At 66.4% G+C, this 14,876-nt stretch carries 12 protein-coding genes; 11 read left to right on the top strand and 1 reads right to left on the bottom strand.

Annotated elements, in window-relative coordinates; all coding sequences use genetic code 11:
• Nucleotides 1–51: 51 nt before the first annotated feature.
• The 10 genes from ileS to QX121_RS03400 all read left to right on the top strand — a co-directional run bounded on the left by ileS (nt 52) and on the right by QX121_RS03400 (nt 12,175).
• Nucleotides 52–3,066, top strand: a complete 3,015-nt coding sequence (gene ileS / locus QX121_RS03445; RefSeq protein ID WP_315777983.1) for an isoleucine--tRNA ligase — start codon at nt 52–54, stop codon at nt 3,064–3,066.
• A 193-nt stretch (nt 3,067–3,259) separates the two neighbouring features.
• Complete coding sequence (lspA, locus tag QX121_RS03440; RefSeq protein ID WP_315777982.1) at nt 3,260–3,757, top strand: signal peptidase II; 498 nt, start codon at nt 3,260–3,262, stop codon at nt 3,755–3,757.
• Between the two features lie 202 nt (nt 3,758–3,959).
• Entirely contained in the window at nt 3,960–4,625 is a 666-nt protein-coding gene (locus QX121_RS03435) for a hypothetical protein (protein WP_315778008.1), read from the top strand.
• Between the two features lie 175 nt (nt 4,626–4,800).
• Complete coding sequence (locus QX121_RS03430; protein ID WP_315811167.1) at nt 4,801–6,186, top strand: pitrilysin family protein; 1,386 nt, start codon at nt 4,801–4,803, stop codon at nt 6,184–6,186.
• A complete protein-coding gene (locus QX121_RS03425; RefSeq protein ID WP_315811166.1) occupies nt 6,186–7,565 on the top strand; it encodes a pitrilysin family protein in 1,380 nt (459 codons plus the stop codon). Before QX121_RS03430 ends, QX121_RS03425 begins: the two co-directional genes overlap by 1 nt.
• Nucleotides 7,566–8,616: 1,051 nt before the next feature.
• The gene (arfB, locus tag QX121_RS03420) at nt 8,617–9,036 is read left to right on the top strand and encodes an alternative ribosome rescue aminoacyl-tRNA hydrolase ArfB (protein ID WP_315736589.1); all 420 of its coding nucleotides are present in this window, start codon (nt 8,617–8,619) and stop codon (nt 9,034–9,036) included.
• Nucleotides 9,037–9,257: 221 nt separating this feature from the next.
• A complete protein-coding gene (locus QX121_RS03415; RefSeq protein ID WP_315811412.1) occupies nt 9,258–9,575 on the top strand; it encodes a c-type cytochrome in 318 nt (105 codons plus the stop codon).
• 1 nt (nt 9,576) lies between these two features.
• Nucleotides 9,577–9,972, top strand: coding sequence for a VOC family protein (locus QX121_RS03410; protein WP_315754721.1), 396 nt, complete (start codon nt 9,577–9,579; stop codon nt 9,970–9,972).
• 49 nt (nt 9,973–10,021) lie between these two features.
• Nucleotides 10,022–10,570: a gluconate 2-dehydrogenase subunit 3 family protein gene (locus tag QX121_RS03405; RefSeq protein ID WP_315736587.1), complete on the top strand. Its 549-nt coding sequence runs from the start codon at nt 10,022–10,024 to the stop codon at nt 10,568–10,570.
• A gap of 36 nt (nt 10,571–10,606) precedes the next feature.
• Nucleotides 10,607–12,175 carry a GMC family oxidoreductase gene (locus QX121_RS03400; RefSeq protein ID WP_315811165.1) on the top strand — a complete coding sequence of 523 codons (1,569 nt, stop codon included), beginning with the start codon at nt 10,607–10,609 and terminating at the stop codon, nt 12,173–12,175.
• 193 nt (nt 12,176–12,368) lie between these two features.
• On the opposite strand, the gene QX121_RS03395 is transcribed toward QX121_RS03400, so the two are convergent.
• A complete protein-coding gene (locus QX121_RS03395; protein WP_315811164.1) occupies nt 12,369–12,680 on the bottom strand; it encodes a ribbon-helix-helix domain-containing protein in 312 nt (103 codons plus the stop codon).
• Nucleotides 12,681–12,854: 174 nt separating this feature from the next.
• Between QX121_RS03395 and mutL the strand changes: the two genes are divergently transcribed.
• A complete protein-coding gene (gene mutL / locus QX121_RS03390) occupies nt 12,855–14,699 on the top strand; it encodes a DNA mismatch repair endonuclease MutL (RefSeq protein ID WP_315811163.1) in 1,845 nt (614 codons plus the stop codon).
• Nucleotides 14,700–14,876 lie beyond the last annotated feature (177 nt).

The raw sequence follows: 14,876 nt of genomic DNA, 5'->3' as shown, positions 1-14,876 counted from the left end.
CGCGATCGAAATCGCGTCTCAGCGCCTCATCTCTCAGCCAGCCAGATCACGATGTCCGAAAAGCCGCAAAAGCCCGACGCCCAAAAATCCGACGCCAAGGACTATTCCAAGACCCTCTACCTGCCGCAGACGGAATTCCCGATGCGCGCCGGCCTGCCACAGCGCGAGCCGGAGATCCTGAAATATTGGAGCGACATCGACCTCTACGGCAAGCTGCGCGAGACCGCCAAGAACAGGCCGAAATTCGTCCTGCACGACGGCCCGCCCTATGCCAACGGCAACATCCACATCGGGCACGCGCTGAACAAGATCCTCAAGGACGTCGTGACCAAGAGCCAGCAGATGCTCGGCCACGATTCCAACTACGTGCCGGGCTGGGACTGCCACGGCCTGCCGATCGAATGGAAGATCGAGGAGGAGAACTACCGCAAGAAGGGCAAGACCAAGCCCGACTTCCGCGACTCCGCCGCCATGGTCGCGTTCCGCAGGGAATGCCGCGCCTATGCCGATCATTGGCTCAACGTGCAGCGCGAGGAGTTCAAGCGTCTCGGCGTGATCGGCGACTGGGACCATCCCTACGCCACCATGACCTATCCGGCCGAGGCCCAGATCGCCCGCGAGCTGATGAAGTTCGCCGCCAACGGCACGCTGTATCGCGGCTCCAAGCCGGTGATGTGGAGTGTGGTCGAGAAGACCGCGCTCGCCGAGGCCGAGGTCGAGTATGAGGACTATCAGTCCGACACGGTGTGGGTGAAGTTTCCGGTGACCTCGCCGGCGCATGGCGCGCTTGCGGGCGCCTCGGTGGTGATCTGGACCACCACGCCCTGGACCCTGCCCGGCAACCGCGCCATCTCGTTCTCGCCGAAGATCGCCTACGGCCTCTACAAGGTCACGGATGCGCCCGCCGACAATTGGGCCAAGACCGGCGACATGCTGATCCTCGCCGATGCGCTAGCCGAGGGCGTGTTCAAGCAGGCGCGCGTCACGGCCTATGAGAAGGTGCGCGACATCCCCGGCGATACGCTCGATGCCGTCGAATGCGCGCATCCACTGAAAGGTCTCGCCGGCGGCTACGGCTTCACCGTGCCGCTCCTGCCCGGCGACCACGTCACCGACGACACCGGCACCGGCTTCGTGCACACCGCGCCCGGCCACGGTCGCGAGGACTTCGACGTCTGGATGGCCAATGCCCGCGAGCTCGACGGCCGCGGCATCGCCACCACCATCCCCTACACCGTCGACGAGAACGGCGCGCTGACCGACCACGCGCCGGGCTTCACCGGCAAGCGCGTCATCAACGACAAGGGCGAGAAGGGCGACGCCAACGAGGCGGTCATCAAGGCGCTGACGGACGCGGGCATGCTGCTCGCGCGCGGCCGGCTCAAGCATCAGTATCCGCATTCCTGGCGCTCCAAGAAGCCGGTGATCTTCCGCAACACGCCGCAATGGTTCATCGCGATGGACAAGGACATTGCCGATGATGGCAAGGCCAAGTCCGGCGACACGTTGCGCGCCCGAGCCCTGCGCGCGATCAGCGTCACGCAATGGGTGCCGGCCGCCGGCCAGAACCGCATCAACGGCATGATCGCCAACCGTCCGGACTGGGTGATCTCGCGCCAGCGCGCCTGGGGCGTGCCGATCGCGGTGTTCGTGCGCGAGAAAGGCGACGGCTCGGCCGAGATCCTGCAGGACGAGACCGTCAACACCCGCATCACTGATGCCTTCGCCAAGGAAGGCGCCGACGCCTGGTACGCCGACGGCGCGCGCGAGCGCTTCCTGGGCTCGCGCGCCAATGAGGACTGGAAGAAGGTCGACGACATCTGCGACGTCTGGTTCGACTCCGGCTCGACCCACGCCTTCGTGCTCGAAGACCCCGTGCACTTCCCCGGCCTCGCCGGCATCAGGCGCAAGGTCGATGGCGGCCGTGACACCGTGATGTACCTCGAAGGCAGCGACCAGCACCGCGGCTGGTTCCACTCGTCACTGCTGGAGAGCTGCGGCACCCGCGGCCGCGCGCCTTACGACGTGGTGCTGACGCACGGCTTCACGCTCGACGAGAACGGCCGCAAGATGTCGAAGTCGCTCGGCAACACCGTCGAGCCGCAGAAGGTGATCAAGGATTCCGGCGCCGACATCCTGCGGCTGTGGGTGTGCGCCACCGACTACGCCGACGACCAGCGCATCGGCCCGGAGATCCTGAAGAACACCATCGAGACCTACCGCAAGCTGCGCAACAGCATCCGCTGGATGCTCGGCACGCTGCATCATTACAAGCGCAGCGATGCCGTCGCCTTCGCCGACATGCCGGAGCTGGAGCGGCTGATGCTGCATCAGCTGTCGCAGCAGGCCGAGGTCATCAGCCGCGCCTATGCCGCGTTCGACTACAAGACCGTGATCGCGAGCCTGGCTGCGTTCATGAACACGGAGCTGTCGGCGTTCTATTTCGACATCCGCAAGGACACGCTGTATTGCGATCCGCCGTCGTCGATGGCGCGCAAGGCGGCGCTCACCACGATCGACCTGATCTGCGACGCCGTCCTGAAATGGCTGGCGCCGGTGCTGTCCTTCACGACAGACGAGGCGTGGCGGATGTACCGCCCCGACGCCGAGCCGTCGGTGCATCTGACGCTGTTCCCGGAGGCGATGGACCAGTACCGCGACGATCATCTGGCGGCGAAGTGGGAGACCATCCGCAACATCCGCCGCGTCGTCACCGGGGCGCTGGAGCTCGCGCGTGCCGCCAAGACCATCGGCTCCTCGCTCGAAGCGTCGCCGATCATCTATGTGGCCGATCGCGCGCTGCTCGGCACCTTGTTCGATACCGACCTCGCCGAGGTCTGCATCACCTCGAACTACGAGGTCCGCGAAGGCGACGCACCGGCCGATGCGTTCCGGCTCGATGCGGTGCCAGGGGTCGCGGTCGTCGTCGAGAAGGCCGTGGGCAAGAAGTGCGCCCGCTCCTGGAAGATCCTGGAGAGCGTCGGCGACGACAAGGAGTACCCCGACGTCTCCCCGCGCGACGCGCAGGCGCTGCGCGAGTGGAAGGCGCTCGGGGTCAGCATGTGAGGCTCGCTGGTACGACACCCACAACTGTCGTCCCCGCGAACGCGGGGACCCATAGCCACCGGCGCCTTTGTAGACAAAGACAGATGACCCAGAGCCTTTTTCAACAATTGGCCATCCGCGGTATGGGTCCCGGCTTTCGCCGGGACGACAGCGGTGTTTGCCGCGAGTGGCCCGGCACCCTCGCCGGTCCGCAATGACCCCCCGCCTCCGCCTCGGCCTCATCGCTGGTTTCGCCACCCTGGTCATCGACCAGGCCTCCAAGCTGTGGCTGCTGTACGTGTTCGACCTGCCCAACCGCGGCACGGTCAGGATCACCCCGTTCTTCGACCTCTACCTCGCCTGGAACATCGGCATCAGCTTCGGCTGGCTGCAGAGCGAGAGCGCGCTGGCGCAATATGGACTGATGGCGGTGAAGGCCGTCGCGGTGGTCGCCCTCGCCATCTGGATGGCGCGCGCGGAAAGCAAGCTGGCGACGGCGGCGCTCGGCCTGATCATCGGCGGCGCCATCGGCAACGGCATCGACCGGCTGGCCTATGGCGCGGTGGTCGATTTCGCGTTGTTCCACGTCCAGATCGGCGGCACGGTTTACAACTGGTACATCTTCAACATGGCCGACGTGGCCATCGTTGCCGGGGTGGCGGGCCTGCTGTATGACTCCTTCTTCGGGGCTCCCGCCGCAAAAGCGCCCTGATCCGGGTCGATACCGGCCGGTGCCGATCCAGGGTCAAGAGCCTGATGATCTTCACGTTTTCGAGATCGGCGCGATGCCTGGACGGCCCCCGTCGAATCGAGGATCGCAATCGGTGGGTTCGCGGCCGGTTCGTCGGAGCACGAGCACTGGACAAGCGAGGACAGGGAAAGCCATGCGCAAGACCGAAGTCAGCGGCCGGATCATGACCCACGCGGCCTTTCGCGCTCTGCGCCTGTCGGCGGCTGCGCTTTGCATCGGCGTCATCATGGCCGCGGGCGTCGCCCGTGCCCAGGAGGACGAGGAAGACGACAAGACCTTCGAAGAGAAGATCGTCGACAACCTGATGCGCGGCCTCGGCGGCACCAACATGGAGACGCCGACCATCAATTATCGCGAGCGCTCGCCGCTCGTCGTGCCGCCCAAGCTCGATCTGCCGCCGCCGGCTGCCGCGACCCAGGCCAATGCCCCGAACTGGCCGAAGGACCCCGACGAGCAGCAGCGCCGTGCCGCGGCCGCCGCGCGCAAGAAGGACAACAAGGATCCGGTCAATGCGGCCCGCCCGCTGACCCCGGCCGAGATGAAGATGGGACGGACGGCGGCGGCGAAGCAGACCGAGCCGGTGCAGCCGGGGGTCACCAACAACCCGATGATGAGCCCGTCCCAGCTCGGCTTCAAAGGTAATCTGTTCGGCCTGTTCAAGGGCAATGACAGCGAGACCAAGCCGTTCACCAGCGAGCCGCAGCGCGAAAGCCTGACCCAGCCGCCGCCCGGCTATCAGACGCCGTCGCCGGGCTATGCCTACGGGACCGGCCCGCAGGAGCCGCTCGGCGGCAAGCAGATGGACATCATGACCGGCAAGGAACGGTGACGGCGGCCAGCCGCCGGAGTCCCGGACTTGCCGCGTTTGCCGGGCATTAGTGAAATTTAATGTCTCGCGGCGGCACCATGCCATCGCCGCTTTGTGACGTCGGGCTCGGTCCGGCGCGATGTAGCATGCTGCGCTCAAACCCGATCGCCCCTCCCTGCGGGCCTTCAGAAGGATCATGATGTCCTCGCACCGCTTCATTCCCGTCGCCGCCGCGCTCCTCTCCATCATTGCGTTCACGGCCGGCGCTTCGGCGCAAACGACGTTCGCCTCCGAGCCCCCTGCCAGCTTCACCCTCCCCAACGGCCTGCAGGTCGTCGTGATCCAGGATCACCGCACCCCCGTGGTGACGCAGATGATCTGGTACAAGGTCGGCTCCGCCGACGAGACGCCCGGTAAATCAGGCCTCGCCCATTTCCTCGAGCATCTGATGTTCAAGGGCACCGAGAAGCATCCGGCCGGCGAGTTCTCCAAGACCGTGCTCAAGATCGGCGGCAACGAGAACGCCTTCACCTCGGTCGACTACACCGGCTACTTCCAGCGCGTGCCGCGCGACCAACTGCCCAAGATGATGGAGTTCGAGGCCGACCGCATGACCGGCCTGGTGCTGAAGGACGAGAACGTGCTGCCCGAGCGCGACGTCGTGCTCGAAGAATACAACATGCGCGTCGCCAACTCTCCGGAAGCCCGGCTCAACGAGCAGGTCATGGCGGCGCTCTACGTCAATCATCCCTATGGCCGCCCGGTGATCGGCTGGAAGCCGGAGATCGAAAAGCTCAGCCGCGAGGATGCGCTGGCATTCTATCGCCGCTTCTACGCGCCCAACAATGCGATCCTCATCATCGCCGGCGACACCGACGCCAAGGAAGTGCGTCCGCTGGTCGAGCAGACCTTCGCCAAGATCCCCGCGCAGGGCGACATTCCCGCGCACCGGCTCCGGCCGCAGGAGCCGCAGCCGGTGGCGCCGCGCACGGTCACGCTGGCCGACCCGCATGTCGAGCAGCCCTCGATGCGCCGCTTCTACCTGGTGCCGTCGGCGACGACGGCCGCGCCCGGTGAATCCGCTGCGCTCGACGTGCTGGCCCAGCTGATGGGCAACGGCAGCAACTCCTATCTCTACCGCGCGCTCGTCATCGACAAGTCGCTCGCGATCAGCGCCAGCGCGTCCTATCAGGGCACCTCGCTGGATCCGAGCCAGTTCTCGGTCGCGGCCGCGCCAAGACCCGGCGTGGAGTTCGCCCAGGTCGAGGCGGTGGTCGACAGCGTGATCGCCGAGCTGGCGCAGAACCCGGTTCGCGCCGAGGATCTCGAACGGGTCAAGACGCAGCTGATCGCGGAGGCGATCTACGCCCAGGACAACCAGGCCACGATGGCACGCTGGTATGGCGGCGGCCTCACCACGGGGCTGAGCATCGAGGACATCCGGAGCTGGCCCGATCGCATTCGCGCCGTGACCGCCGAGCAGGTGCGCACAGCGGCGCAGAAGTGGCTCGACAAGAAGCGCTCCGTGACCGGCTATCTGATCAAGGACAATGCGGCCAAGCGCGAGGAGAAGCGGTCGTGATGAACACAATGATCTTCGCGCGCCGCTTCGCCTGCACGCTCGCCGTCGCTGCCGCAGCGCTCGCCGTCACGTCGGCTGCACAGGCCGCAACCAAGATCCAGCGCCTGGTCTCGCCCGGAGGCATCGAGGCCTGGTTCGTGCAGGACGCGACCGTGCCACTGATCGCGATGGAATACGCCTTCCAGGGCGGCGCCTCACAGGATCCGATTGGCAAGCCCGGCGTCGGCAATCTCGTCGCCGACCTGCTCGACGAAGGCTCCGGCGATCTCGACTCCAAGACCTTCCACGAGCGGCTCGACCGCCGCGCCATCGAGCTCAGCTTCCAGGTATCGCGCGATCAATTCCGCGGCTCGCTGCGCATGCTCCGCGACAACAAGGACGAGGCGTTCGAGCTGCTGCGCACCGCGCTGACCTCGCCGCATTTCGACAGCGCCGATGTCGAGCGCATCCGCTCGCAGGTGATCTCCGGCCTGCGCCGCGAGACCACCAACCCGAGCTCGCTGGCAGGCCGCAAGTTCCTTGAGCTCGCCTTCCCCAACCACCCCTACGGCCGTCCGTCCAACGGCACGTTGGACAGCGTGCCGACGATCACCGTCGACGATCTCAAGGACTACACCGGCCGCGTTCTCGCGAAGGACACGCTGAAGGTCGCCGTCGTCGGCGACGTCGATCCGGCGACGCTCGGCAAGCTGCTGGACCAGACCTTCGGCGCGCTGCCGGCAAAAGCGACCCTGACGCCGGTGCCCGACGTCATCGCCACCAAGCCGCCGCAGCGCGTCCTCGTCTCGCTCGACGTGCCGCAGACCGTCATCACCTTCGGCGGACCCGGCATCCGCCGCCACGACCCGAACTTCATGGCGGCCTATGTCGTCAACCACATCCTCGGCGGCGGCGGTCTTTCCTCGCGGCTGTACAAGGAGGTGCGCGAGAAGCGCGGCCTCGCCTACTCGGTCTATGACGCGCTGCTGTGGATGGATCATTCCGCGCTGTTCATCGGCAACACCGCCACCCGCTTCGACCGCGCCGGCGAGACCATCGCCGCGGTCGAGGGCGAGATCCGCCGCATGGCCGAGGAAGGCCCGACCCAGCAGGAGCTCGACGAGGCCAAGTCCTACATCAACGGCTCGCAGATGCTGGCGCTCGACACCTCCTCCAAGCTCGCCCAGGCGATGCTGCAATATCAGCTCGACAAGATGCCGATCGACTACATCGAGAAGCGCAGCGAGATCGTCAAGGCCGTGACCCTGGACGACGCCAAGAAGGCGGCGAAGCAGCTCTGGAGCCAGGGCCTGCTGACGGCGGTCGTCGGCCGCACGCCGCAGGCCGCCGCCGAGCCGGTGCAAGCACCGGCCACGGCGCCGGTGACCAAGACGAACTGAGCGGGGCGCGGCGCTCGCGTCGCGCGACGCTTCGATGTCGCTGACCATCGCTGCCTCCACAAAAATGGTGTCGTCCCGGCCTCGAGCCGGGACCCATACCCCCAGGGCGATGTTTGAGGCAGCTTGGTCATTGACACCTCCCGCCTCACGTCGGCTGCGGCGTATGGGTCCCGGGTCGGCGCCGTCAGCCACGCTTCGCGTCGCTGACGGCTTGCCCGGGACGACAGCGGAGGACCGCGCGTCGACTTCCGATAACAATAATTATCTTGCTATTTTTCGGAAATCATGTTCTTCTCCGCCATCCCGCCTCACTGCGGAGGGGCGTTGCGCGCGATCGTCACGACACGCGAGGCGGGGATGCGGTGGCCGCGAGAGGTCGCAGCGTCTTCTTGCGAGGACGCGGACGAACGATCGCTTGCGGACGTGAAGTCGCAGGGTCCTGACACCCCGACGCTGGTGTCACGTTCGCGACGGCGCTAACGCGCCGCGTGGATCATGGTGGCCAACAAGCCCGGCGCACCAGGGAGACTGCGTATAAGCGTGAAGACCACCGCGCGGGGAATGCCGGGATGTCTCGGCTGAACCTGTGGTACCTGCCGCCTGCATTTTTTTCGCAGGCGGGCCATGGGTGCGGCCAGCGCCCGGCATTCCCCGCGCCCTCTGCACTTTCAAGAGGGACGAACTGATCGCAGACCTCGGGCATGAGATGCCGCGAGAACGCAGCGTCATGGCTGAGCTGATCGACACCTGCTGTTTGAGCCGTGAATCCGCCACCCCCACCGCTGTCGTCCCGGACAAGCGGCGACGCGCGCCAGCGCGGCGCTGCGCCGATCCGGGACCCACACTCCGCGGCCGACGTGATGCGGGAGGTGTCAACGACCAGCCTGCCTCAAACTTCTCCCTGGGGTTATGGATCCCGGCGTTCGCCGGGATGACAGTGGAGGGTTTCGCACCGGCCCCTGGCCAACCCGCGACGCAATGGTGCGAACCCGCGCACACCGGCCCTAAACCCGCTATGGTGCGCGAAAGCCTCGATTCCACCTGGTGCCCCATGCTGCGGATCTCCCGCGACCTTGCCATCGACGAGAACGACATCGAGATCTCGTTCGTCCGCGCCTCCGGACCCGGCGGCCAGAACGTCAACAAGCTGTCGACCTCGGCGCAGCTGCGCTTCGACACGACCCGGATCACGCTGCCCGAGGATGCCGCGGCACGGCTGGCGCGGCTGGCCGGCCAGCGGATGACCAAGAACGGCGTCATCGTGATCCAGGCCGAGCGCTTCCGCACCCAGGAGCGCAACAAGGCCGATGCGATCGACCGCCTGGTGGCGCTGTTGAAGGAGGCGATGATCAGGCCGAAGGTGCGGCGCCCGACCAAGCCGACCTTCGGCTCGAAGCAGCGCCGGCTCGAAGGCAAGAAGATCCGCAGCGACGTCAAAGCGGGACGCGGCGGGCGTCGCTTCGACGATTAGTCCGCAACGCTGACACATCCTGCGGGCGGACGCGTCCTGCGCACGCTTTGTTCCTGCTGAAACAGCCCGCTACTACCACGGTGCTTTCACTGCGACCTAGTCTCATCAAAAATGATGAGAGAGGATCGATGTCGGGACAGCGTGCAGCGCAAACTGCTTTTCTTCGCGTTGGACTTGGATGTTGCGGCGCGATGCTGGGCGCGGCCGCCGCGCTCGCGCAGATGGCGCTGCCCTCGCCGAAGCCCGTCGACGGCGCGACTCTCTTCAAGCAGCAATGCGGTGTCTGCCATACGCTGAGCAGCGGCGAACCGATGCGACAGGGACCGCCGCTATCGAAGATCGTCGGCCGCCGCGCCGGATCGATCGACGGCTTCCGCTACTCGGCCGGCTTCGCCAGGGCCGACTTCAGTTGGGACGAAGCCAAGCTCGACGCCTGGCTGACCAATCCGCAAGAGCTGATCCCCGGCGCCGTGATGGCCTATCGCCAGGCCAAGCCCGAATTGCGCGCCGCGATCATCACCTATTTGAAGGACAATTGAGATGGCAAAACCCGTTCATTCCATGATCCGCGTGCTCGACGAGGCCAAGGCGCTCGACTTCTACACGCGCGCCTTTGGCTTGGAGATCGCCGATAATCTGCGCTTCGACGGCTTCGCGCTGATCTATCTGCGCCATCCGTCATCGCCGTTCGAGGTCGAGCTGACCGTCAACTTCGACCGCAAGGAGCCCTATACGCTCGGCGACGGCTACGGCCATCTCGCTGTCGTGGTCGACGATCTCGATGCCGAGCATGCCCGCTTCGAGCGCGAGAACCTGGCGCCAGGCCCCTTGCGCGATTTCAAGCACAATGGTGCGACGCTCGCGCGCTTCTTCTTCGTCACCGATCCCGACGGCTACAAGATCGAGGTGATCCAGCGCGGCGGCCGCTTCGGCTGAAGCCGCTGAACTACGACCATACATCAACAAAATCACACGGAGGATACCCATGAGAGAAGTCGATCGCCGCAACAAATACGACCGCCGCGTCTTTCTCAAGGGCGCGGCCTCGACCGTGCCGGCCGCAGCCGTGGCTTCCGCGACCGGCCTTGGCATTGCCGATGCCTGGGCGGAGGACGCCAAGGCGCTGACGCCGGCGACCCTGAAGACGCTGGTGAAGGTCGCGCGCGACATCTACCCGCACGACTTCCTCGCCGACCGCTACTACATCACCGCGGTCAAGCCGTGGGACGGCAAGGCGGCGGAGGATGCCGCCGTGAAGGCGATGATCAATGACGGCATCGCCCGGCTCGACCAGGATGCACGCGACCGCCACAAGGTGCCGTATGCGCAGGTGCCGTGGGAGGTCGATCGCGTCGCGCTGCTGCAGGGCATCGAGCAGACGACCTTCTTCAAGACCATCCGCGGCGACCTCGTCGTCTCGCTCTACAATCAGAAGGAGCTCTGGCCGAAATTCGGCTACGAGGGCTCCTCCGCCGAGCATGGCGGCTACATCAACCGTGGCTTCTCCGACATCGACTGGCTGCCGAAAGCCTGACGCCGGCGAACAACAGAGAACACGGAGGAAACCACCATGGCAAAATTCGATCAGAACGATTCGAGCGTCGTCGTCATCATCGGCTCGGGCGCCGGCGGCGGCACACTCGGCAACGAGCTCGCACAGAAGGGCATCAAGGTCGTCATTCTCGAAGCCGGCAATCGCTACGAGATTCCCGACTTCATCAACGACGAATGGGAGAGTTTCACCCAGCTCGCCTGGACCGACATGCGCACCACGTCCGGCACCTGGCGGGTGGCAAAGGACTTTGCCAACCTGCCGGCCTGGATCGTGAAGGCGGTCGGCGGCTCCACCGTGCACTGGGCCGGCGCCTCGCTGCGCTTCGACGAGCACGAGTTCAAGGCGCGCACCACCTATGGCGGCGTGCCCGGCACGAGCCTGCTGGACTGGCCAGTGACCTTGGCCGAGATGGAGCCGTGGTACGCCAAGGCCGAGTTCAAGATGGGCGTGACCCGCACCAACGACATTCCCGGCCTGCCCGGCAACAACAATTTCAAGGTGCTCGAGGCCGGTGCCCGGAAGATCGGCTACAAGACCGTGCACACCGGCAACATGGCGATCAACTCGCAGCCGCGCGACGGCCGCGGCGCCTGCCAGCAGATCGGCTTCTGCTTCCAGGGCTGCAAGTCCGGTGCGAAATGGTCGACCTTGTACACCGAGATCCCGAAGGGCGAGGCCACCGGCAATCTCGAGGTGCGGCCGGGCAGCATGGCGATCAAGGTCGAGCATGACGCCTCGGGCAAGGTCACCGGCGTGGTCTATGCCGACAGCCAGGGCAAGATGCAGCTGCAGAAGGCCCGTATCGTCGCCGTCGCCGGCAACTCGATCGAGAGCCCGCGGCTGCTGCTCAACAGCGCCTCGAACATGTTCCCGGACGGCCTTGCCAACTCCTCCGGCCAGGTCGGGCGCAACTACATGCGGCACATGACCGGCAGCGTCTATGCGACGTTCGAGAACCCGGTGCACATGTATCGCGGCACCACGATGGCCGGCATCGTCCGCGACGAGGCGGCATTCAATCCGAAGCGCGGCTTCGTCGGCGGCTACGAGATGGAGACCTTGTCGCTCGGCCTGCCGTTCATGGCGGCGTTCCTCAATCCCGGCGCCTGGGGCCGCAGCTTCACGGCGGCGATGGAGACCTATCCGCGCATGGCCGGCATGTGGCTGGTCGGCGAGGACATGCCGCAGGAGACCAACCGCATCACGCTCGATCCCGTGGCGAAGGACAAGTTCGGCATGCCGGTGGCGTCAGTGCATTTCGACGATCATCCCAACGATGTCGCGATGCGCGCCCACGCCTACAAGCAGGGCTCGGCGATCTACGAGGCGGTCGGCGCCACCGTGACCTATCCGACCACGCCCTACCCCTCGACGCACAATCTCGGCACCAACCGGATGAGCGAGAAGGCCAAGGACGGCGTCGTCAACAAATTCGGCCAGACCCACGACATCAAGAACCTGTTCGTCTCCGACGGCAGCCAGTTCACCACGGGCGCGGCGTGCAATCCGACGCTGACCATCGTGGCACTGGCGATCCGCCAGGCCGACTACATTGCGGGAGCGATGCAGAAGAAGGAGATCTGAGGGACAAGGTCGTGCGATGGGGCACACTTGGCGCTCCACACTCGGTCAGCGCCTCCCCCGCTTGCGGGGGAGGTCGCATCGCATCAAAGATGCGATGCGGGTGGGGGAACGCTCCGGCGGGACTACTGATGTGGCGCCCCCACCCCGCCCTCCCCCGCAGGCGGGGGAGGGAGACGAGAGAGCCGGCGTGCGGCTACTCCGCCGCGTCCATGATCGCGGCCGCGGGAAAATCCGCCAGCGCCGCGGTCGCCTTCGCCCGGTAGATCAGACAGGAGCACCTCAACAGCGACGCAAAATTCTTCACCTCGCCGTGATGATCGAGCACCTCGGCGTAGAGCGTGGTCACGAACTTGGCGAGGCTCATGCCCTCCTTGGCGGCGATCTCCTCGAGCGTGTCCCAGAACGCCATTTCGAGCCGGATCGAGGTGCTATGGCCGCCGATCCGCAACGAGCGGGTCTGCGATGCATAGTCGCGCTGAGGCTGGTGTGCGAACAGATGGCACATGGGCTTCCTCCGGCTGATCGTGATTTTTGCGAAACGATATACTGGCCCCGCCCGCCTCACAATCCCGTTGGAGAACGCCGCATTCGTCTGCCGCACTGCGTGAAAAACGCTATTCTCCCGGCAACACTAGTGGCGTCGCGACAGCGGCGTCGCATCAACGTTCCGAGCCGCACCATGCCCGTCCGCCAGCTTCCCGAACAGATCGTCAACCGCATCGCCGCCGGCGAGGTGGTCGAGCGGCCGGCGAGCGTGGTCAAGGAGCTGGTCGAGAATGCGATCGATGCCGGCGCGAGTCGCATCGACATCTTCACCGGTGGCGGCGGCCGGCGAAAGATCGCGATCACCGACGACGGTGGCGGCATGACTGCGGCCGATCTTGCGCTCGCGGTCGAGCGCCACGCGACCTCGAAGCTCGACGACGAGGACCTGCTGCAGATCCGTACCCTCGGGTTCCGCGGCGAGGCGCTGCCCTCGATCGGCTCGGTGGCACGGCTGTCGATCACGACGCGGCACAAGAGCGAGCCGCATGCCTGGGCGCTCGCGGTCGACTGCGGCGACAAGTCTCCGATCGTGCCAGCCGCGCTCAACCAGGGCACCCGCGTCGAGGTCGCCGATCTGTTCCACGCCACGCCGGCCCGGCTGAAGTTCCTCAAGACCGACCGCACCGAGGCCGAGGCGATCCGCGAGGTGGTACGGCGGCTGGCGATGGCGCGACCCGACATTGCGTTTACGCTGGCCGGCGAGGAGCGCGCGCCGGTGACCTGGGCGGCCACGCTGCCCGGCGCGCCGGGCCAGCTGACGCGGCTTGGCGACATTCTCGGCGCCGACTTCCGTAGCCATGCGATCGCCGTGCGCAGCGAGCGCGATCATGTGATGATCGAAGGCTTCGCCGCGGCGCCGGCGCTGACGCGGGCCAATGCGCTCGGACAGTATCTGTTCGTCAACGGCCGGCCGGTACGCGACAAGCTGATCCTCGGCGCGGTGCGCGCAGCCTATGCCGACTATCTACCGCGCGACCGCCATCCCGTGGTGGCGCTGTTCGTGACGCTCGACCCGCGCGAGGTCGACGCCAACGTCCATCCGGCCAAGACCGAGGTGCGCTTCCGCAATGCCGGCCTCGTGCGCGCGCTGATCATTCACGCGCTGAAGGAAGGCCTCGCCCGCGAGGGCCGCCGCACCGCGGCCAATGACGGTGGCGCGACCATCGCCGCGTTCCGCCCGGCGTTCACGCCGCAGCCGCGGCCTGCCAATTGGGATTGGCAACGCTCGCCGTCGGCGCCCGTGATGCCGCACTTCGGCGGCTCGTTCCCATCGGCCGCGCCCTCGCCCGCTGCCACATCATTTGGTCTCGCCGAGTCGACGCAGTCCGCATTCGACGTCGGCACGCCGCGCGCCGATCTGCGGCTGCATGAGCAGCCGGCCGCGCCCGACCTGCTCGACCGCCCGCTCGGCGCCGCGCGTACGCAGATCCACGACACCTACATCGTGGCGCAGACCCGCGACGGCCTCGTCATCGTCGACCAGCACGCCGCGCATGAGCGCATCGTCTATGAGCGATTGAAGGCCTCGCTCGCCGCGCATGGCGTGCAGCGGCAGATCCTGCTGATCCCCGACATCGTCGAGCTGGACGAGGCGACCGTCGAGGCGCTGCTCGCGCGCTCCGACGAGCTCGCCTCATTCGGGCTCGCGATTGAATCCTTCGGCCCCGGCGCCGTTGCCGTGCGCGAGACACCGTCGCTGCTCGGCAAGATCAATGCATCCGCGCTGCTGCGCGATCTCGCCGAGCATATGGAGGAATGGGGCGAGGCGCTGCCGCTCGAACGCCGCCTGATGCACGTCGCCGCCACCATGGCCTGCCACGGCTCCGTCCGCGCCGGCCGCCGCCTCAAGCCGGAGGAAATGAACGCGCTGCTCCGCGAGATGGAGGACACGCCCAACTCCGGCCAATGCAACCACGGCCGCCCGACCTACGTCGAGCTCAAGCTCGCCGACGTCGAGAAGCTGTTCGGGAGGAGATAGCGGCCACGAATTGGAGCACGACGAGAGCGACAAACTGGCTGTCGTCCCGGGCAAGCCACCGGCAACGCGCAGCGTTGTCCGGCGGCGCCGACCCGGGACCCATACGCCGCAGCAGAAGTGGCGTGCGAGTACGCCGTCGCGAGCGTCGCGCGTCCCAACCCGATCCTGTGGTTATGA

This window comes from Bradyrhizobium sp. SZCCHNR2028 (genome assembly GCF_032380995.1).
Taxonomy (GTDB): domain Bacteria; phylum Pseudomonadota; class Alphaproteobacteria; order Rhizobiales; family Xanthobacteraceae; genus Bradyrhizobium.
The sequence above is the reverse complement of the archived record's forward strand: the minus strand, read 5'-3'. Positions and strand labels throughout refer to the sequence as shown.

Coding starts and splice junctions, on each gene's coding strand:
- ileS (WP_315777983.1), top strand. CDS start 52: ATGTCCGAAAAGCCGCAAAAGCCCGACGCCCAAAAATCCGACGCCAAG.
- lspA (WP_315777982.1), top strand. CDS start 3,260: ATGACCCCCCGCCTCCGCCTCGGCCTCATCGCTGGTTTCGCCACCCTG.
- QX121_RS03435 (WP_315778008.1), top strand. CDS start 3,960: ATGACCCACGCGGCCTTTCGCGCTCTGCGCCTGTCGGCGGCTGCGCTT.
- QX121_RS03430 (WP_315811167.1), top strand. CDS start 4,801: ATGATGTCCTCGCACCGCTTCATTCCCGTCGCCGCCGCGCTCCTCTCC.
- QX121_RS03425 (WP_315811166.1), top strand. CDS start 6,186: ATGAACACAATGATCTTCGCGCGCCGCTTCGCCTGCACGCTCGCCGTC.
- arfB (WP_315736589.1), top strand. CDS start 8,617: ATGCTGCGGATCTCCCGCGACCTTGCCATCGACGAGAACGACATCGAG.
- QX121_RS03415 (WP_315811412.1), top strand. CDS start 9,258: ATGGCGCTGCCCTCGCCGAAGCCCGTCGACGGCGCGACTCTCTTCAAG.
- QX121_RS03410 (WP_315754721.1), top strand. CDS start 9,577: ATGGCAAAACCCGTTCATTCCATGATCCGCGTGCTCGACGAGGCCAAG.
- QX121_RS03405 (WP_315736587.1), top strand. CDS start 10,022: ATGAGAGAAGTCGATCGCCGCAACAAATACGACCGCCGCGTCTTTCTC.
- QX121_RS03400 (WP_315811165.1), top strand. CDS start 10,607: ATGGCAAAATTCGATCAGAACGATTCGAGCGTCGTCGTCATCATCGGC.
- QX121_RS03395 (WP_315811164.1), bottom strand. CDS start 12,680: ATGTGCCATCTGTTCGCACACCAGCCTCAGCGCGACTATGCATCGCAG.
- mutL (WP_315811163.1), top strand. CDS start 12,855: ATGCCCGTCCGCCAGCTTCCCGAACAGATCGTCAACCGCATCGCCGCC.